This is a genomic window from Micromonospora sp. PRAS1 (genome assembly GCF_059553435.1).
The window spans coordinates 91827-110145 of sequence record NZ_JCANNB010000005.1; the positions used below are offsets into that span (position 1 = coordinate 91827).

Consider the following 18319-nt stretch of genomic DNA (forward strand, 5'->3'; position numbering starts at 1 on the left):
CCTGAGTATGCGCACTCTGGCGCGCCAGGTACCGCTGCGTCGAGGATGATCGCGTGGACAACGCGTACCCCTGCCCGGCGTGCGGTGCACGAGCGGATCTCGGCTCCGGTTGCCCCGGCTGCGGCCGGGCACCGCACCCCGCCGCCGCCGAGGTGATCCGGCTGGACCGGGAAATCGTCGTACTCGATGGTGAGGTGACCCGGGCCCGCGAGACGTACCAGGGGCTGGCCGGCCGGCTGGCCGCGCTCCGGCGGCGGCGCAACGAGCTGGCCGCGGCGGTGCGGGCCGAGTTCCCGCCCGCGCCCGTCACCGCCCGGCCTCCTGTCACCGCCCAACCTCCTGTCACCGCCCGGCCTCCTGTCACCGCCCGGCCTCCTGTCACCGCCCGGCCCGCGGCACCGACTGCGGGTGTCGCCACGGCATTCGGCCCGCCTGCCGGCGTTCCCGCTGCCGTGATCCCGGTGGCCGCTCCGGCCGGCGCGGTCCCGCCTGCCACCCCGTACGGCGGGTGGCGGCAGGTACCGGCGCTGCCGGCGAGCCGGCCGGGTGGCGCGGAGACCTCTACCCGCGCCGTCCAGTGGCTGCTCTTCGTCCTGGGTGGACTGCTGCTGGGCACGGCGGCGACGGTGTTCACGGCGGTGGCCTGGGCCTCGGTCGGGCTCGTCGGCCGGGCGCTGATCCTGCTGGCGTTCACCGCGCTGCTGCTCGCCGTGCCGCTCGTCGCGCGCTGGCGCGGGCTGCGCGGCACCGCCGAGACGTTCGCCGCCGTCGGGCTGCTGCTGGTGTTGCTCGACGGGTACGCCGTCTGGGCGGTGGACCTGTTCGGCGTGACCGGTTGGCCGGGCAGCCGGTACGCCGCACTGGTCGCGGCGATCAGCGTGGCCGTCGCGGCCGGGTACGCCCGACTCAGCCGGCTGACGGTGCCGTGGTTCGCCGCGTTGATCGGCGGGCAGCCGGTGCTGCCGTTGCTCGCCGCCGAGGTGCGGCCCGAACCGGCCGGCTGGGCCGTGGTCTTCGTCGGGGTGGCGCTGCTCGACCTGGCGGTGCTGGTCGTGCTGCGGCGTCGACGGGAAAGCGTCGCGGGCGAGGGGGCCGCGACGACCCCGGTGCTGCTCGGCGGGCAGGTGGCCGCCGGTCTCGGGTACGCCGGCGCGGTGCTGCTCGCCGGCGGCTGCGCGCTGGTGCCGTTGCTGGCCGGCCGGGCGGGCGGCGTACCGCTGCTGGCCGGTGGGCCGATGCTGCTGGTGGCGGTGACCCTGCTCGCCACGGCGCTGCTGCTGGGCGACGGGACGGCGCGGGCGGTGGCGGCCGGGGCGCTGGTGCCGGTACTGGCCGGGGCACTGCTGCGTCCGGTGGCGGAGCTGCGTTCGTCGGTGCTGCTGGTGGTGGCGGCCCTGGTGGTGGCGGCGCTGGCCGGTGCCGTACGGCTGCTGCCGGTCGGCTGGCGATCAGGCCCCCGGATCGGTGCGCTGCTGGTGGCCGGCGGTACGACGGTGTTGACCACTTCGGTGGCGGCGGTGCTGGCCGGTGCCGCCGTGGGCCGCTCGGTCCCGCCGTGGCGGGGGGCCACGGCGGGACCGGCCTTCGCCTGGGGCTGGCAGTTGCCGGTGGCGGTGGCGGTGACCTCGCTCACGGTGGGCTGGTTGCTGCCCCGGGTCGTCCGGCCGGCGATCGTGGCGGCCGGCCTCGCCGTGACCGCGCTGGCCGCGCCGGTGATCTGGGCCGCGCCCTGGCCGGCCGTGGTCGCCATCGACCTGGCGGTCGGTGCGGCGCTGCTGGCCGCGGCGGTGGCCCGCTCGGTGACCCGGGGGGCGACCGCCGCGACGTCGGCGCTGGCCGGTGCCGTGCTGCTCGGACACGGGCTGCTGGTCGGCCTGGCCGGTCCGGTCGGGGCGGGCACGGCCTGCGCGGTGATCCTGGCCGCCGGTCTCGGGGCGGCCACCGTCGGCCGGCACGGCGCAGCGGTGCAGCGGAGGGTGGCCGGGTTCGGGCTGCTCGCGGCGGTGCTCGTGGTGCCGGCCGGTGCGGCGGTCGCGCTGATCGGCGCCGGGGCACCGCCGTGGTGGCAGTCGCGCGCCGCGCTGGCCGCCGTCGCGCTGCCGGCGATCGCGCTGCTTACGCTCCGTCGACACTGGCCCGACCTGCGGGCGTACGCCTCGGTGGGTCTCGCCGTGACGGCCGTCCTGACCGGTCTCGGGCCGATCGTCGTACCGGCCGAGGAACCGGTGGTGGTCTACGCGGCGGTGGCGGCCCTGCTGCTCGCCCTGGCCTGGTTCCGGATCCGCGAGGCGGGCGCGTTGCCGGTGGCCGGGCTGGGGCTGGCCGCCGTGGCGGTACTGGTCGCCGTACCGGTGACCGTGCTGGCGTTGGTGGCGCCCTACGGCCCGCCGCCCGCTGTCTGGTCGGGCGTACCGGACGCCGAGCCGCTTTCGCGCGGCTTCCCGGTCGGCCTCGCCCTGGCCATCCTGGCCCTCGCGGCGGCACTCTTCACTGTAAGGAAGGGCCCCCTGTTAACGCCTCCGGTAGAGGAAGGGCCCCCGCTTAACATCGACGGCTGGCGGCTGACGGCGATCGTGCTGCCGTTCGTGGCGGCTGCCGGGCAGGTGCTGCTGGCCGCCGGGGGAGCGCCCTGGCCGGTGGTGCCGGCGACGGCGCTGCTCGGCGGCGTGGCCCTGCTGCTGGCCGCCGCGCTGGCCACCCCGCGCGCACCGTTCCTCGCGTCAGGTGTGCCGGTGGGACTGGTGCTGACCGGGTCCGGGCTGCTCAATCTCCAGGCCACCCGGGCGGGCACCCTCGCCGGGCTGGGTCTGCTGGTGGTGGCCGCCGCCAGCATCGCGGTGGCCGCGCGGCGGCCCGGCGTACGCCTGGTCGGCTGGCTGATCACGATCACCACGGCGACGGCGTTCGCGGTCATCGCACCACTGGCCGGCGGGCAGCCGCTGCGGATGGCCGCGTTCGCGGTGCTCGGTGTGGCGGCCCTCGCCCTCGCGCTCGCCGCCGCGGCACCCGAGCGCTGGCACCGCGCCCCGCAGGTGGCAGGGTCGGCCGGGTCTGCGGGCCCTGCCGGACCCTTCGGACAAGCCGGGCCGGGCGGGCCGCAGGTGGCGGCGCCCGCCGGGGCGGTGCGGAACGTGGCGGCGGCGAGGGTGAGCCGGGTGCTGGATGCCGCCGCGCAGGCGGTGGCGCTGCTCGCGCTGCTGCTCACTCTGGGCTCGGCCCGGCACGCCGCGACGGTCTGCGTGCTCTGGGGCGCGACCGTCGGAGTACGGCTGCTGCGGCGGGGCGAGCCGGCCGGGCGGCGGTGGGTCTTCGCCGGCATATCGGGGGGTAGCGAGCTGCTCGGCAGCTGGCTGCTGTTGCGGGCCGGTGGGGTGACGGCGCTGGAGTCGTACACGGTGCCGTTGGCGGTGCTGGCGTTGGTCGCTGGCGCGCTGGCGCTGCGGACCCGGCCGGGTCTGAACAGCTGGCTGGCGCTCGGGCCCGGCCTGGCCGCCCTGCTGCTGCCCAGCCTGGCCGCCGTGCTGGTCGGTAGCGACCCCCAGCCGTGGCGGCGGCTGCTGCTCGGTGTCGTCGCCCTCACCGCGACCCTGCTCGGCGCGGTCCGTCGCTGGCAGGCACCGGTGGTGCTGGGCGGCGGAACGCTGGCCCTGCTCGCCCTGCACGAGCTGGTGCGCAGCTGGGACCTGCTGCCCCGGTGGATCTACCTCGGCGCTGCCGGGTTGGCGCTGATCGGCCTGGCGGCCACCTACGAGCGGCGTCGCCGCGACCTGCTCCGGCTGCGCAACGCGGTGACCCGGATGAGCTGACCCGGCGTGCCGGGCCGATCCGCCCGGCGCATCGGCCCGGCGGCCCGGTTCGGCCTGCCGCCTGATCTGGGGGCCGGCGGCCAGGTTTGGCATGCGCTGCCCGATCTGCGGGCCGGCGGGCCGGTTTGGCCTGTGCCGCCCGATCTGCTGGCCGGCGGCCCGGTTCGGCCTGTGCCGCCCGATCTGCTGGCCGGCGGCTCTGCCGGGAGCGGTGGCCTGCGGCGCTCACCGGTAGGGTCTGGCCATGGCAGAGGTGCTCACCGCCGAGGCGGTGCGAGACGAGCTGGGTGGGCTGGCGGGTTGGTCGGGAGACCCCGCGGCGATCACCCGCACGGTGGAGCTGGCCAGTTTTCCGGACGCCATCGAGGTGGTCGACCGGGTCGCCGCGACGGCCGAGGAGCTGGATCACCACCCCGACATCGACATCCGGTGGCGCACGGTGACCTTCCGCTGCGTGACCCACTCCGCTGGCGGGGTGACCCGGCGGGACCTCGAACTGGCCCGGCGGATCGACGAGATCGTGGGGGGCGCCCGATGAGGTTCGAGATCAGCAAGGTGCTGGATGCCATCGAGGGGCGGGTCTGCACCGACCCGCAGTTGGTCCGGGCGGTGATCGACCTGGCGGAGATCATCCGATACCAGGACCTCGACAATGGCCGACCGGCAAGCACGCTGCGCCTCGGCATGGTCATCGACGCGTTGGCGCGCAGCCTGGAGGAGGACAGCGTTCCGGTCTACGCGGTGGTGCACCGGGGCGTGCTCTCCGACGCCGACCTGACCTCCAACGAGCGCATGGTGGTTCGTCGCTGGGCCGACGACGGTCTGGTCGAGGTGCTGGACAACCCGGGCGACCGGATGCTGGAGGTCGCCGACCTGCTCGGCCTGCCGGTGCTCAGCCGGGTCCGCTTCGACGGTCTGCGCGGGCGGTTCCCCTGGCTGGCCGAGCAGCCCGGCCGGGTGGTCGCGCCGGTGCCAGGTGCGGGCGGGCCGGTCTTCATCGCCCACGTCGGTGGTGGTCACACGCCGGTGTCCGGGCCACCGTCGCCGGCCGCGGCGAAACTGCTCGCCCGGGAATGGCGTTGCCCGGAATCGGGCTGCAACCTGTTCGGCGGGAGTGGCGGTGGTGGTGCCTTCGCCGACCTCGCCGCGGTGGGCCGTAAGCCGACCGGCCAGGCGCCACCGTCACTGCGCAACGGCGTACCGACCTGCCCTCGACATGGCACCCGACTGCGCGACGCCGGGCCCCGCCCGCGCAGCGAGGTCCTCGCGGTACGCGTCGGCGGCCTGATCCGGCGCCGTTTCGTGCTCACCGAGGAGCAGCCGATCACGGTCGGCCGGGCGCCGGACGGCTCCGGCGGGATCACGCTCGGCCAGTGGCTCAACGACGAGGCCCGCCGGTGGATCAGCCGCAGCCACCTCAGGTTCGAGCTGCGCGGCGGCGACGTCGTCGCCATCGACGTGAGCACAAACGGCTCCGGCATCCGGCCGGCCGGCTCGATGGCGGAGGCGGACCGGATTCCCCTGGCGCCGCAGCAGTCGCGGGTCCTCGGCGCCGGTGACATGGTGGAGCTCTACCCCGGCGTCCAGATCGGTCGCCCGGCCGACCTGCCGGCCGGTGCGCCGTACAACCCCGACTCGGTGATGTCCGAGGCGCCCACCATGGCGATGCGCCTGCCGCGCTGAGCTGCGCCGGCAACGACAACGGCGGGCGCCGGGGCTCTGGTTCCCCCGGCACCCGCCGCCGTCGTTTCGGCAGGTCAGCTGGCGATTACGGCGGCCAGCTGGGCGACCGCGTGGTCGATCTCCTCTGCGGTGATCACCAGCGGCGGGGCGAGCCGGATGGTCGAGCCGTGGGTGTCCTTGGCCAGCACCCCGCGCTCCATCAGCCGTTCGCAGGCCTCCCGGCCGCTCATCAACGCGGGGTCGATGTCCAGACCGGCCCAGAGGCCCCGGCCGCGTACCGCGACCAGACCCTTGCCGATCAGGGATCGCAGGCCGGCGTGCAGCCGCTCGCCCAGCTCGGCCGAGCGGCGCTGGAACTCGCCGGTGGCCAGCAACCGGACCACCTCGGTGGCCACCGCGCAGGCGAGCGGGTTGCCGCCGAAGGTGGAGCCGTGCTGGCCGGGCTTGAGCACGCCGAGCACATCGGCGTCGGCCGCCACCGCGGAGACCGGCACGATGCCGCCGCCGAGCGCCTTGCCCAGCAGGTACATGTCCGGCACCACGCCGGCCTGGTCGCAGGCGAAGGTGGTGCCGGTGCGGCCCAGGCCGGACTGGATCTCGTCGGCGATGAAGAGCACGTTCCGCTCGGTGCAGAGCTGGCGGACCCCCGGCAGGTAGTCCTCCGGCGGCACCACCACACCCTGCTCGCCCTGGATCGGCTCCAGCAGCACCGCGACGGTGTGCTCGTCGACCGCCTCGGCCAGCGCCGACAGGTCGCCGTAGGGGACGATCCGGAAGCCCGGGGTGTACGGCCCGAAGTCGGCCCGCGCGTCGGCGTCGGTCGAGAAGCTGACGATTGTGGTCGTACGCCCGTGGAAGTTGCCCTCCGCGACCACGATGTTGGCCTGACCGGCCGGCACGCCCTTGACCTGGTAGCCCCACTTGCGGGCCACCTTGATGCCGGTCTCCACCGCCTCGGCGCCGGTGTTCATCGGCAGCACCAGTTCCTTGCCGCAGAGCGCCGCCAGTTCCCGGCAGAAGTCGGCGAACTGGTCGTGGATGAACGCCCGGCTGGTAAGCGTCAGCTTGTCCAGCTGGGCGTGCGCGGCGGCGATCAGCGCCGGGTGCCGGTGGCCGAAGTTCAGCGCCGAGTAGCCGGCCAGGCAGTCCAGGTAGCGCCGACCGTCGACGTCGGTCAGCCAGGCGCCCTCGGCAGAGGAGATCACCACCGGCAGCGGGTGGTAGTTGTGCGCGGTGTGGCGCTCGGCGTCCTGCACCGCGGCCGGAGTCCGCAGCATGTCCTCGATCACTTGCTCGCCTTTCCCTGACGGAGTCGCAACGTGCAGCACTTCGGGCCACCGCCGGCCTTGCGCAGCTCGGACAGGTCGACGCCGATGGTCTCGTAGCCCCGGTCGCGCAGCTGGGCGGCGAGGCCGGTGGCCTGGGCGGGCAGCACCACGTGCCGGCCGTCGCTCACCGCGTTGAGGCCGAGCACCTCGGCGTCGGCCATGGTGGCGTGCACCGCGTCCGGGAAGAGCCGGCGCAGCACGGCCTGGCTACCGGGGGTGAACGCCTCCGGCAGGTACGCCACGGTCCGCTCGTCGAGCACCGTCAGCGCGGTGTCCAGGTGGTAGAAGCGCGGGTCGACCAGCTGCATCGTGATCACCGGGTAGCCGAAGACCTCCTGCAACTGGGCGTGCGAGGCGTGTGCGGTCCGGAAGCCGGTGCCGGCGAGCAGGTGGTCGCCGGCCAGCAGGATGTCGCCCTCACCCTCGTTTACCTGCTTCGGGTCGTACAGCTCGAAGCCGGCGGCCTCGAACCAGGCGCGGTACGCGGGCGCCTCGTCGGCGCGCTGCGGGTCGCGGAACTGCACGGCCATCGCCTTACCGTCGATCACGGTGCCGCCGTTGGCGGCGAAGACCATGTCGGGCAGGCCCGGCAGCGGGGTGATCTCCTCGACGGTGTGGCCCAGGTCGCGGTACACCTGGCGCAGTCGCTCCCACTGGCGGACGGCGAGGTCGGTGTCGACCGGGGCGGTCGGGTCCATCCACGGGTTGATCGCATAGTCGACGGCGAAGTACGTCGGCCGGCACATCAGGAAGCGCTGGCGGGTGGCGTCCATCGTCATTGTCCTGCTCCCAGGGTCGGGCGCGCCCGGCCACCGTCGGCCCACGGGCTGGCGCCGTGGCTCAACGTTATGCGGCGTCGACCCACAGGATCCACCGTCGAGTGTTGCGACGGGCAGCTGATCGTTGCGTCTGCGCGGCATTTGTCGGCTGTTCGTTGCGGCGACCGCCTGATCAACTCCGCGCGGAAGCGCCAGAGCGTCGGAACGGTGGAGGAAACGCCGAGAACGACGTCAGGGGCGGCTGATCGCCGCCCCTGACGAGCAGGTGCGCCCGGCTGGTGAACCACCAGAACTGGTCGGGCATCGGCCGGTAACTCGCCGGCCGGGCGCCGGTGAACCACCGGCGGGCCGAAATGTGCCCACTAGAAACGATCGACAAACTGTGAGTCAAGCCACTCGCGGAAGCGGGCCACGGTGTCGCCGTCGGTGGTCGGCCAGTCGTACTGTCCGGTCATTGCGAGCACACCGACGACCACCGCCCCGAGGCCGAGGACGATCCCGAGCAGCGCGTCGGACTTGCCGGCGACGTGCCGCCGCCGGGTGGCGATCAGGCCGAGTACGGCGAGCACCGCACCGATCGCGCCCAGGGCGATGCCGTAGCCCGCGAGGGTCCCGGTGAGCACGAAGCCGAATCCGGCCACGCCACCGATCAGACCGAGGGTGGCCAGCAAACTGGCCCGGGGGCGCGGTCCAACCGGGGCCGGCGGGGCGTCCGGTGCGGGTACCCGCTCCCGGTCGATCGTCCGCTCTCCGTCGACGGTGCGTCGCTGCTCGACGGTGTCGTCCCGGTCGACGCTGCGGGCGGGCGCGACGGTGGCATCCCGGTCGGCGGTGCGGGCCCGGTCCGCGGAGCGGTCGAGATCGAGGGTCCGGTCCAGTTCCGAAGTGCCGGCGGGGGCGGCGGCGCGGGCGCGCCGGGAGCCATCGACACTGGACCGGGCGGTGGCGGCCCGAGCGGCGGCGGCCTGCTCGCCGGTGGGCTGCTCGACCGTCTGGTCGGTGGCGGCGCGGTCCCGGCCGTCGACGCGACCACTGCGCTCGCGGCCGTCGACCCGACCGCTGCGGTCCCGGTTGTCGGGGCGGTCGGTGGCCGTGGCGGGGGTCGCCGCCGCCCCGCTGCGGTAGGTGGTGCGACTGTCGTCGCGCTCCTCGACGGTGGGCCGGGTGGTGGTGCGGGTGTCGGTGGCTACCGCACCGCCGCGGTCGGTGTCGTCGCCGGACATCGGGGCCGCCGGCTCTTCACGGCGCGAGAGAGAAGGAAATCTCATGGCTTGACCTCCTGGTAGTGCGTGGGAGCGCCGCAAGCCCCGTGAACCGCCACCACCCACGCGCGTCGATGACCCCGCAGATACCCACCCGCAGGTCTCCCGACACCCGGGCCAGCCCGAGGCGGGGGGCGGCCACCGAGAGTCCGTGCTGATCAGCGCGGCCGGGTGAAGGGAGCCAGCGCCGAGGTGAGGAGGGCCATCCGGCGAGGCCGGGAGATCAGGACCGGACGATTGCGTACGCATCGCGCCAGGATCTCCACCGCCCGGTCGACCGGGATCATCAACGGGCGTACGGTGCCCTTGGCCATCTTGGTGTCCACGAAGCCGAACCGGACCGTGGTCACGCTCACCCCCTGCCCACGCAGCGCCGCCGAGAGCCCCATCAGGTACGCCGACAGCCCGGCCTTCGACCCGGCGTAGCCGGGTGCCTCGGGGGAGACCAGCCGGTCGGCGAGGCTGGACAGCCCGATGATGTGCCCCTCACCGGCGGCCACCATGCCCGGCACGACCGTGGCCACCGTGCGGACCGCACCCATCAGGTTCACCTCGAAGGTACGGGCCTGCGCGGCCAGGTCGGCCAGGTCGATCGGCTCACCGATCCCGGCGGCGTACACACAGAGGTCCACCCGCCCCAACTCGTCGATCGCCTTGCCCAGCACCTCGGGGTAGTCCGGCGCGGTCACGTCGATGACGTGGTGCGCGTACGTCGGGACGTTGATCCCGTTGTCCCGCCGGGACAGCCCGGCGACCCGCCACCCGTCGGCGAGCAACCGACGGGTGAACGCCAACCCGATCCCGTCACTGTTGCCGATCACCACCGCGCAACGCACCCGATCCGCCATGACCCACCGTCCTCGTCGCGCTCGACCGCTGCCTTGCCGGCGGCCCGACGCGCAATTGAACCAGACACCGGGCCCGAATCCCTACCACCCAGTAGCCGGACTTCGCCCGCCGAACGCCGTCCGCGCGGTCGGGCCCCCGGCTGGTGCCCGGCCGGCTACCCCACCGGCAACGGTCCACTCGACGCCTCAGGGAAGCCGCCGGACAACCGGGCGTAATGCGGTGATCAGAAGGCTGAGATCGGTAGTGGCGAGGTGCTGTTGGCAGGCGGTGATGTTTGCTTCCGGGTCCAGCTCGGACCAGTCCAGCAGGTAGCCAGCCGCAGCCGCGAGCTGTCGCAGGAATGAGCGGATCGTGCGTCCGTTGCCGTTACCTCTCAGTGCGCTTTAGTGAGCACACGGTTGGTAGTCCCGCCTTGCGGTGGGACGGTCCCGGTCTTGCCGACTGAGGTCGTGCCGGGTTCACGCTTCACGGCCACCTGCCCGCGTACGCGGGTCTTCTGGTCGGCTCCACGTGCTGCCACCGGGCCACTCCCGGCGGTGTCGAACTGGGCCGCGAGGGCGGCGAGGTTGCGTGCGGCGTTGAGGTCCCGGTCCAGAACCAGACCACACGTATCGCACACGTATTCACGCTCGGAGAGGGCGAGTTTGGTTTTCACCGCGCCGCATCCCGAGCAGGTCTTCGAGGACGGATACCAACGGTCGGCCACGAGCAGCCTGCCGCCGTTCCATTCGGTTTTGTAGGCCAACTGCCGGCGGATCTCGCCGAACCCGGCATCGGCGATGTGCCTGGCGAGGCGTCGATTACGCAGCATGCCGATGCTGTTGAGGTCTTCCACGACGATCGTGCCGTGCTCGCGGGTCAGACGGGTGGTGAGTTTGTGCAGGCCGTCGCGGCGCAGGTGAGCGACCCGGGCATGGGCCCGACCTAGCCGCGCGCAGGCGCGTTGCCACCGCTTCGACGGGCGCCGGCCGGTACGTCGGTCCGGGCCGGTCTTGCCAGACACCGCCCGGCCGAGAGCGCGCAGGTGACGTTGGGCGCCGTCGAGGTGGCGCGGGTTCGGCACCAGCTCACCGGTCGACAAGACGGCGAGGTTCTTGATCCCGACGTCCACGCCGACCACGTTGTTCGGTCGGGCTGGGCTGTGTTCGGCTCGTCGCACCTCGACGGTGAACGAGACATGCCAACGTCCACCGTCGCGGCGCACCGTGGCGGACATGATTCGTGCGGTGCCGGCCTCCAGGCGGCGAGCCAGCTTGCGGGCGGACTCGTGCAGCTTCAACCGGCCCAGCCGGGGTAGCACCACATGTGTGCGGTCCGACTCGACGCGGATCGCGCCGGTGGTGAACCGCACCGATGGTGTGGTGCGGTGGCGGGACTTGAAACGGGGGAACCCGATCGGCCTGCCGGCCCGCTTGCCCGTCCGAGAGTCCGACCAGTTCCTGAGCGCGCGGGTGAGGGCGTCCAGGCCGGTGTTGAACGCCTCCTTCGACACCTCGGCCCACCACGGCGCCACCTCGGCCTTCGCCGCGTTCCACTCGCGGCGCAACGCCGGAAGGCTCCATCCGATCGCCGGGGTCAGTCGCTCGTCCGGGATGCCGTAGGTGCGTTCGGCCGCGCGTTGGTCCATCACTGCCTTCACCCGACCGAGTGCCCAGTTGTGTGCCTTCCGGGCGGCCCCGGCGTGCGCGAGTATCGCGCGTTCTTGCGCCGGGGTGAGGTCGAGGGCGAACCGGTACGCCTGGATCGTCTTCACGCCGAACCGTCCGGGCCGGTGACCGCGTCAACAGCGCGACGGGCGCGGTCCGCGGCGGCGTGGCGGCCGTAGAGCCGGGCGCACAGCGACGTCAGAATCTCGGTGACGTCACGCACCAGATCGTCGTCCAGTTCGGCCGGATCCACGACCAGCAGCCTGCGGCCCTGCGCTGCGAGGGCTGCCTCCACGTACTCGGCACCGAACCGGGCGAACCGGTCGCGGTGCTCAACCACGATCGTCGACACGGCCGGGTCGCGCAACAGAGCCAGGAACTTCTTGCGCCGTCCGTTCAGCGCCGAGCCGACCTCGGTCACCACCCGCGACACGGCGAGGTTCTGTTCGGTTGCCCACGCTGCCACCCGGGCGACCTGTCGATCCAGGTCGGCGCGCTGGTCGGCTGATGACACGCGGGCGTAGACGACGGCCGCACAATCCGCAGCGGGCGTGGTCGCGGCCGGGTCGACCAGGATGGAGGAGTGGCACCACTGGACCTTGCCGCCATGCCTCGATCGCCTCATGGAACAGGGGGCGCCCTTCGCGTGCCAGGTGCCAGCCCTGGCAGTAGTAGACGAGCTTCTCCAGCTTCATGGCGGTCATGGAGCCCAGCTCACCCAGCACCGCCGCTGCGACGTCATGCGCGCTGGTCATCGTTGGCACCCCCTTTCAGCTTGTGCGTCGGTCTGTCGGTGAGCGTTGCCCCGGTACTCGGCCAGCAGGCGCAGCTTCGCGGGCGAGCAGGGCCAGGCGATCCCGCACGCCTGGCAGCGCCACGTCGGGCGGGACGCGACGTGATCGCGTAGGTGCGGTTTCATCGGTCGTCCCGCGCCGCGCCACGCCGCCTGCGGGTGCGACGGCTACCCGGTTCGGGTGCGGGGCGCATCCCGGCGGGGCGCACGAACAGCTCGCGGCGGGCGACGGCGTCGCCGTGCGGATCGAGTTCGTAGACCTGGATCCAGGTCCATTCGTGGTAGGTGTGCCGGTCGGTCAGCTCGCGGATAACCCGTACCGTGATCGGTTTGGCGAACTGCGGTGACGCGTCCCGGGTCAACAGGTACACCCCGGGTTCGACCCGGGGCGTCCCGTCCGCCCGCCGCGCAGGGGTCGGGCGGGCTGGACGGCTCGCCCAGCGGGACACCGGGACGGCATTTGCGGGCCTCGGTACGGACACTGGCGGCCTCCTGCGTCGCTGGTCTGGATGTCCTTCCACCCTGGACGCCGGCCCTCTAGCCTCGGAATAGTCATCGCTCGATCGCGGGAAAGTAGCGAACGACTTCGAGCTGGCCTGAAACGAGATGACGCCTGAGGGAAGGGTGTGGAAACCGTGGGAATCTCGCCGTCCGAGTACCTACTTCGTGAACTGCGGCGACGCCGTGGGGCGGCCGGGCTGACCCAGGCCCAGCTCGGCGAGCTGGTCTTCTGCTCGGATTCCCAGGTCAGCGCGATCGAGACCGGCACGAAGCCGCCGAACCTGCCCTATCTCGCCGCCGTCGACAAGGCGCTCGACACCGGCGGCTACTTCGGCACCCTCTGGGAGGAACTGGTCAAAGAAGATGCTTCCCCGGTCTGGCTGCGGGAATTGATACAGATCGAGCGGAAGGCCACGGCGTTCCGTTGGTACGAACACTCGTTCGTGCCCGGCCTTCTCCAGACCGAGGCGTACGCCCGCGCGACGTTCCGGGCGGCGGGCACGCCGATCTCGGAACTGGACCAGCGGGTCGCGGCACGGATAGAACGCCAGGCGGTCCTTGCCCGCGAGCCGAGTCCGCAACTCTTCGTGGTGCTGGACGAGATGGTGCTCCGCCGGCCGTGCGGTGGCCCCGATGTGATGGCCGAGCAGGTCGAACACCTGCTGACCTGTGCCGAGCAGCCGCATATCCGGTTGCAGATCGTGCCGCTCTCCGCTGGCATCTACTCAGGACTGGCCGGGGCGTTCATCCTGGCCGACCTGCCCGACGGCTCACGCGCCGCCTACGTGGACAACCAGGTGGCCGCGCAGATCACGGGGCAGCCCGATGCGGTTGCTAGCCTGGGCTTGGCGTGGGACGCGGTCCGTGGCGAAGCCCTCCCGTTGGGGCAGACCCTCGACGTGCTCAAGGAGGCGGCAAAGACATGGACGATCTGACCGGGGCGCGGTGGCGCAAGTCGTCTCGCTCCTCCACCAACGGCGGTGCCTGCGTGGAGGTCGCCGACAACCTGCCTGGCGTGGTCGGCGTACGGGACTCGAAGGACGAGGCCGGTCCGGCGCTGACTTTTCCCCCGACCGCCTGGCGCGCCTTCGTCACCCACCTCGCCGGCCGGCCCTGAACCGCCGCTGCGGATCGGCCTCTAAGCTTGGCGGTCGTGCCAGAGGGACACACCATCCATCGTCTGGCGGCCCGGCACGCCGAGCTGTTCGCCGGGGACAAGGTGCTCGCCGCCAGCCCACAGGGCCGGTTCGCCGAGGGTGCCGCGCTGCTCTCCGGCACCGTGCTGGAGCACACCGAGGCGTACGGCAAGCATCTGCTGCACCACTACGCCGGTGAGCTGATCCTGCACGTACACCTCGGCCTGTACGGCAAAGTCACCGACGGTGACGGGGTGCCGCCCGAGCCGGTGGGGCAGATCCGGCTGCGGCTGGTCAGCGACCGGCGCTGGCTGGACCTGCGCGGGCCGACCGCCTGTGAACTCTTCACCCCGCCCGAGGCGGCGGCACTGCGTGCCCGGCTCGGGCCCGATCCGCTGCGCCCCGACGCCGACCCGCAGCGGGCGTACGGCCGGATTGTGCGCAGTTCGACGCCGCTTGCGGCGCTGCTGCTGGACCAGTCGGTGGTGGCCGGTACCGGTCTGATCTTCGTGACCGAGGCGCTGTTCCGCGCCGGGGTGCCGCCGACCCTGCCCGGCCGGGACCTCGGCCGCGCAGGCTGGGACGCGCTCTGGGCCGACCTGGTGGAGTTGATGACGCTCGCCGTCGCCACCGGCCGGATCGACACCGTCCGGCCCGCGCATCTGCCCGAGGCGATGGGCCGCCCGGCCCGCGTCGACCGGCACGGGGGAGAGGTGTACGTCTACCGCCGCGCCGGCCAGCCGTGCCACGTCTGCGGCACCCCGGTCAGCCGGGGCACCATCACCGCCCGCAACCTCTACTGGTGCTCCGGCTGCCAGGGGTGACGGGTCGACTCACGGCTCGCCGAGCAGCCAGCGGACCACCTCGATGTGGTCGTGGAAGACCTTGTCACCGGCGATGCTCCAGGCCATCGTCTGGCCGATCGTCCAGTCGCGTACCCGCTCGCGGTCCAGCCCCAGCTCGGCACTGAGCCGGTCGAGTCGACGTCGGACCGCCGCGCCGGAGTGCCCCAGCTCGACGCCGCGCACCATCGGCACCACCGAGAACTCGCGCTCGCCGACCAGCGGCTTCGGATCGATCACCAGCCACGGCTCGCGCTCGGCCCGCAGCACGTTGGCGGCGTGCAGGTCCTGGTTGACCAGCACCTGCTCGCCCTGACTGCCAGCCAGCCCGGTCAGCAGGTCGAGCGCCAGGTCGACAAATCGGCGATCGTACGGCCGGCCGGCCCGCTCCCACGCCGCCGGCAGCCGCACCGTCCAGCCGGCGGCGGCCTCCGCCAACGACATGAACGGGCGACCGGCCGGCACCCAGAGTCGGGGGAGTAGCCCCACCATCACGTCGAGGGCGTCGTCCAGCGGCAGCGTGTGTAGCGGGGTGCCGGGATCGCAGCGTTCCACAAGCAGCGCCCGCAGGTCGGGTTCGTGGGCGAGCAGTCGGATCGCACCCTCGCCCTCCCAGCGGCGCAGCGCGGTTGCCTCGTGCTCGCTCTCCGCGTCGGGGAACTGCAACTTGAGCACCGCGCGGGTGCCGTCCGGCAGGTCGGCCGGTACCACCAGGGAGGTCATCCCGTACCCGAAGGGTGGGCCGACCCGCAGCGACCAGCGGGCGGCGCAGGTGGCCAGGCGGTCCGGCAGCCCGGCCAACCACTCCGGGCCGCCCGTCATGCCGCGCAACCAGGTCAACTCGTCGGGGATCCGCAACGCGCCGGTCACCGGCTCATGGTGGCCGAGTCCGCCCTACCTGACAACCGGGTTCAACGCAGGCCCATCTGACACCGGGTTCAACGCAGGCGGCGGATGTCGCCGTACGCCCGGTAGAAGCCGCCCCGGCCGGACTCCCGGACCTCGGTGACCAGGTAGCGCGCTCCGGGTTCGCGGATGCCCTTGGGGAACTGCACGGACCAGTCCCGGTGGTAGCCGGCGGAGAGCACGTGCACCCGCAGCCGGCCGCCCTGCTCGACGCACTCGACGGTCACCCCGCTGCCGGTGTCGCTTACCACCTCGACCTGGGTGACGGCGGCGGGCTCCGGCAGCCGGGCCGGGGCCTTGACGTCGACCACCTCGGGCAGGCTGCCCGCCTCCGCCGCCCGGATCGCCGGCTGGCTGGCGTCCACGCAGGCCAGGTAGCCGCTTGTGGTGACCAGGTAGAGGCGCTGGTCGTGGTACTGCATGGAGTACGCCGAACCGCAGTCGGTGCCGAGCTTCCAGAGCCGGGTGCCGTCGGCGGCGAAGCAGTAGATCGAGGAATGGCTGTCGCCGGCGAAGACGTAGCGGCCGTCGGCGGTGGTGGCGCAGGAGAAGACGGGAGCGTCGGCGTGATATCTGCGCGCCGTCCGGCCGTCCTTGTCGAGGCGTACCACGTCGCGGGAGGCGGTGCCGGCGAACACCGCGTCGCGCTCCTGCCAGCCGAAGAGCACCGGCCCGGTGCGGGTGTGCCACAGCTCCCGCCCGGTACGCCAGTCGTAGCCGCTCACCCCGGTCGAGTCACCGTGGTAGACGGCGTCGGCGTCGCAGCGCACCATCCAGGCCGACTGGCCACGCCCGGCCCGCCGCCAGAGGAACTCGTCCTCGTGGTCGATCGCGGCGATGCCGCCGTCGGCGTCGGAGACGCCCAGCACGCCGTCGTGGATGTCGAGCCAGTAGATGTCGATGTCGGGCGCGATCGCGTACGCCACCCGGGGAATCTTGCCGGAGAGGTCGTAGACGTTGCCGTCGTCGCAGCCGGCGTAGATCCAGTCGTCGTCGGCCACGATGCACTTGACCCCGTCGGGCAGGCGGACCTGGTCCAGCACCCGCGACTGGTGGTCGAGAGTGGTGATCACCCCTTGCTCGTTGCCCACCATGCAGGTGCGCCCGTCGACGAAGATGCCGAACGCGGGCGCGCCGGAGTGGTAACGCCAGAGCACCGGTGCGGTGCGGGCGGTCGAACGGGTGCTGACGATCTGGCGGCGGGAGACGGACCGCTTCTGACGTACGCCGCGCACCGCCGGGGCGTACCCCTTGCGGACCTTCTCCCCGATCTTCTTCGCCGCGGCGGCCCGCGCCCGGGTGTTGTCGGGGTAGCTGGTGGTCTTCACCTGGCCCTGGTCGCCGATCCGGCCGTAGCGCACGGTCATCCTGGCGTCGTCGACCATCACCTCGTAGAACTTGTGCGCTGCACCGTCCACTTCGGACAGTTCGAGGTAGGTCGTCTCCTGCGGCATGGGGTCCTCCGAGGGGTGTGGCGCCGGGCCCTTGACTACGGTCGCGCGGACACGCTAACCCCCACCACCGACAAAGACCGTGGGCGCGTTCGTCAGCTCGCTGCCCTCGGCGGCAGCACCCAGCCCGGAACCCTGGCCACCTGACGGCTGGGCCATCTGGCGGTCGAGCACGGCGGGGGACAGGACATGCTGGATGACCATTGACGCGGCGCCGACGACGCCAGCGTTCGCGCCGGCCTGGGAGGTGACGATGCGGAGGCGCTCGGTGGCCAGCGGCAGCGAGCGACGGTAGATCGATTCCCGTACGCCCGCCAGCAGCAGCTCGCCGGCCTGCGCGAGCGCTCCACCGACCACGATCAGCGACGGGTTGAACAGGCTGACGCAGGTGGCCAGTACCTCGCCGATGTCCCGGCCGGCCTGCCGCACGGCTTGCCCGGCGATCAGGCTGCCGGCCTGCACCAGGGCCACCACGTCAGCGTTGTCCGTCGCGTCGAGGCCAGCCTCGTGGAGTTTCGCGGCGATGGCGGGGCCGCTGGCGACGGCCTCCAGGCATCCGCTGTTGCCGCAGCGGCAGCGCACGTCGCCCCCGTGCGGGGCCAGGATGTGCCCGAGGTCGCCGGCCGCGCCGACGTCGCCGCGGTGCAACCGACCGTTGCTGATCAGGCCGGAACCGATGCCGGTCGCGACCTTGACGAAGATCATGTGGGCTTCGTCGGAGAAGCAGCGGACGTGTTCCCCGAGCGCCATCAGGTTGACCTCGTTGTCCACGAGCACCGGTACGGCGAAGTCGGCGGCGATCCGCGCGGGCACGTCGTATCCGTTCCAGCCCGGCATTATCGGCGGATGGGTCGGCTTGCCGGTGGAGTGCTCGACCGGGCCGGGCAGCCCGATGCCGACGCCGGCGATGGGGGTAGTGGGAACGTGGCTGGCGCGCATCCGTTGCCAGGCGTCGACGAGCCGGCCGAGCACCGGGTCGGGGCCATCGGCGATATCCAGCGCGAGCCGCTCCACGGTCAGCGGCTCGCCGGTCAGGTCGGCGATCGCCACGGTGGCGTGGGTGGCACCGACGTCGGCCGCCAGCACCACCCGTGCGCGGGCGTTGAACACGAACCTGCTCGCGGGTCGGCCGCCGGTGGCGGCGTCGTTGCCCCCGGCGGTCACCAGGCCGGCGTCCATCAGCGCGTCGAGCCGTTGGCGCACGGTCGACCGGGCCAGGCCGGTCTCGGTGGCCAGTTCGCCACGGGTGCGTGCCTGGCCGTCGCGCAGCAGCTCCAGCAACTCGCCGGCCGATGCCGCAGCGGCGTTTTGTCCATGGTTCATCACTCAATTAAAGC

General features: G+C 72.8%; 15 protein-coding genes and 2 pseudogenes. 6 read left to right on the forward strand and 11 right to left on the reverse strand.

The genetic code is table 11. The features are described from left to right. The first annotated feature begins 53 nt into the window (after positions 1-53). From AC507J_RS07030 to AC507J_RS07040, 3 genes are all read left to right on the forward strand, one after another. The gene (locus AC507J_RS07030; RefSeq protein ID WP_496288246.1) at positions 54-3806 is read left to right on the forward strand and encodes an SCO7613 C-terminal domain-containing membrane protein; all 3753 of its coding nucleotides are present in this window, start codon (positions 54-56) and stop codon (positions 3804-3806) included. Positions 3807-4050: 244 nt separating this feature from the next. Further along, positions 4051-4344 (forward strand): 4a-hydroxytetrahydrobiopterin dehydratase, encoded by a 294-nt coding sequence (locus tag AC507J_RS07035; RefSeq protein WP_496288247.1) that lies wholly within the window; start codon positions 4051-4053, stop codon positions 4342-4344. Then, on the forward strand, positions 4341-5489 hold the full coding sequence (locus tag AC507J_RS07040; protein ID WP_496288248.1) for an FHA domain-containing protein: 1149 nt from the start codon (positions 4341-4343) through the stop codon (positions 5487-5489). Before AC507J_RS07035 ends, AC507J_RS07040 begins: the two co-directional genes overlap by 4 nt. A gap of 74 nt (positions 5490-5563) precedes the next feature. Here AC507J_RS07040 and rocD read toward each other — a convergent pair whose 3' ends face one another. From rocD to AC507J_RS07080, 8 genes and pseudogenes are all read right to left on the reverse strand, one after another. Continuing rightward, positions 5564-6778, reverse strand: coding sequence for an ornithine--oxo-acid transaminase (gene rocD / locus AC507J_RS07045; RefSeq protein WP_496288249.1), 1215 nt, complete (start codon positions 6776-6778; stop codon positions 5564-5566). Beyond that, positions 6775-7590: a dimethylargininase gene (ddaH, locus tag AC507J_RS07050; RefSeq protein ID WP_496288369.1), complete on the reverse strand. Its 816-nt coding sequence runs from the start codon at positions 7588-7590 to the stop codon at positions 6775-6777. The genes rocD and ddaH overlap by 4 nt, the downstream gene beginning before the upstream one ends. 368 nt (positions 7591-7958) lie before the next feature. Next, positions 7959-8864: a thrombospondin gene (locus AC507J_RS07055; protein WP_496288250.1), complete on the reverse strand. Its 906-nt coding sequence runs from the start codon at positions 8862-8864 to the stop codon at positions 7959-7961. Positions 8865-9016: 152 nt separating this feature from the next. Continuing rightward, the gene (locus AC507J_RS07060) at positions 9017-9706 is read right to left on the reverse strand and encodes an SDR family NAD(P)-dependent oxidoreductase (protein ID WP_496288251.1); all 690 of its coding nucleotides are present in this window, start codon (positions 9704-9706) and stop codon (positions 9017-9019) included. A 374-nt stretch (positions 9707-10080) separates the two neighbouring features. After that, positions 10081-11460: an IS607 family element RNA-guided endonuclease TnpB gene (gene tnpB / locus AC507J_RS07065; protein WP_496288252.1), complete on the reverse strand. Its 1380-nt coding sequence runs from the start codon at positions 11458-11460 to the stop codon at positions 10081-10083. Next, positions 11457-11930, reverse strand: a pseudogene (locus AC507J_RS07070) (IS607 family transposase); the annotation flags it as partial. The gene tnpB and the pseudogene AC507J_RS07070, both read right to left, overlap by 4 nt. 55 nt (positions 11931-11985) lie before the next feature. After that, positions 11986-12108 (reverse strand): annotated as a pseudogene (locus AC507J_RS07075) (Panacea domain-containing protein); the annotation flags it as partial. 160 nt (positions 12109-12268) lie between these two features. After that, positions 12269-12517 (reverse strand): hypothetical protein, encoded by a 249-nt coding sequence (locus AC507J_RS07080; protein ID WP_496288370.1) that lies wholly within the window; start codon positions 12515-12517, stop codon positions 12269-12271. Between the two features lie 255 nt (positions 12518-12772). Here AC507J_RS07080 and AC507J_RS07085 point away from each other — a divergent pair, with 255 nt between their 5' ends. Genes AC507J_RS07085 through AC507J_RS07095 form a run of 3 tightly spaced genes read left to right on the forward strand, consistent with a single transcriptional unit; the run spans position 12773 to position 14607 of the window. Then, complete coding sequence (locus AC507J_RS07085; RefSeq protein WP_496288253.1) at positions 12773-13582, forward strand: helix-turn-helix domain-containing protein; 810 nt, start codon at positions 12773-12775, stop codon at positions 13580-13582. Further along, complete coding sequence (locus AC507J_RS07090) at positions 13570-13764, forward strand: DUF397 domain-containing protein (RefSeq protein WP_496288254.1); 195 nt, start codon at positions 13570-13572, stop codon at positions 13762-13764. The genes AC507J_RS07085 and AC507J_RS07090 overlap by 13 nt, the downstream gene beginning before the upstream one ends. Positions 13765-13800: 36 nt before the next feature. Then, complete coding sequence (locus AC507J_RS07095; protein WP_496288255.1) at positions 13801-14607, forward strand: Fpg/Nei family DNA glycosylase; 807 nt, start codon at positions 13801-13803, stop codon at positions 14605-14607. A gap of 9 nt (positions 14608-14616) precedes the next feature. Here the strand turns inward: AC507J_RS07095 and AC507J_RS07100 are convergent, their stop codons facing one another. The 3 genes from AC507J_RS07100 to AC507J_RS07110 all read right to left on the reverse strand — a co-directional run bounded on the left by AC507J_RS07100 (position 14617) and on the right by AC507J_RS07110 (position 18305). After that, positions 14617-15495: an aminoglycoside phosphotransferase family protein gene (locus AC507J_RS07100; RefSeq protein ID WP_496288256.1), complete on the reverse strand. Its 879-nt coding sequence runs from the start codon at positions 15493-15495 to the stop codon at positions 14617-14619. Positions 15496-15563: 68 nt separating this feature from the next. Next, the gene (locus tag AC507J_RS07105; RefSeq protein ID WP_496288257.1) at positions 15564-16985 is read right to left on the reverse strand and encodes a WGR domain-containing protein; all 1422 of its coding nucleotides are present in this window, start codon (positions 16983-16985) and stop codon (positions 15564-15566) included. A gap of 54 nt (positions 16986-17039) precedes the next feature. Next, positions 17040-18305 carry an ROK family protein gene (locus AC507J_RS07110; protein WP_496288258.1) on the reverse strand — a complete coding sequence of 422 codons (1266 nt, stop codon included), beginning with the start codon at positions 18303-18305 and terminating at the stop codon, positions 17040-17042. Between the last annotated feature and the right edge of the window lie 14 nt (positions 18306-18319).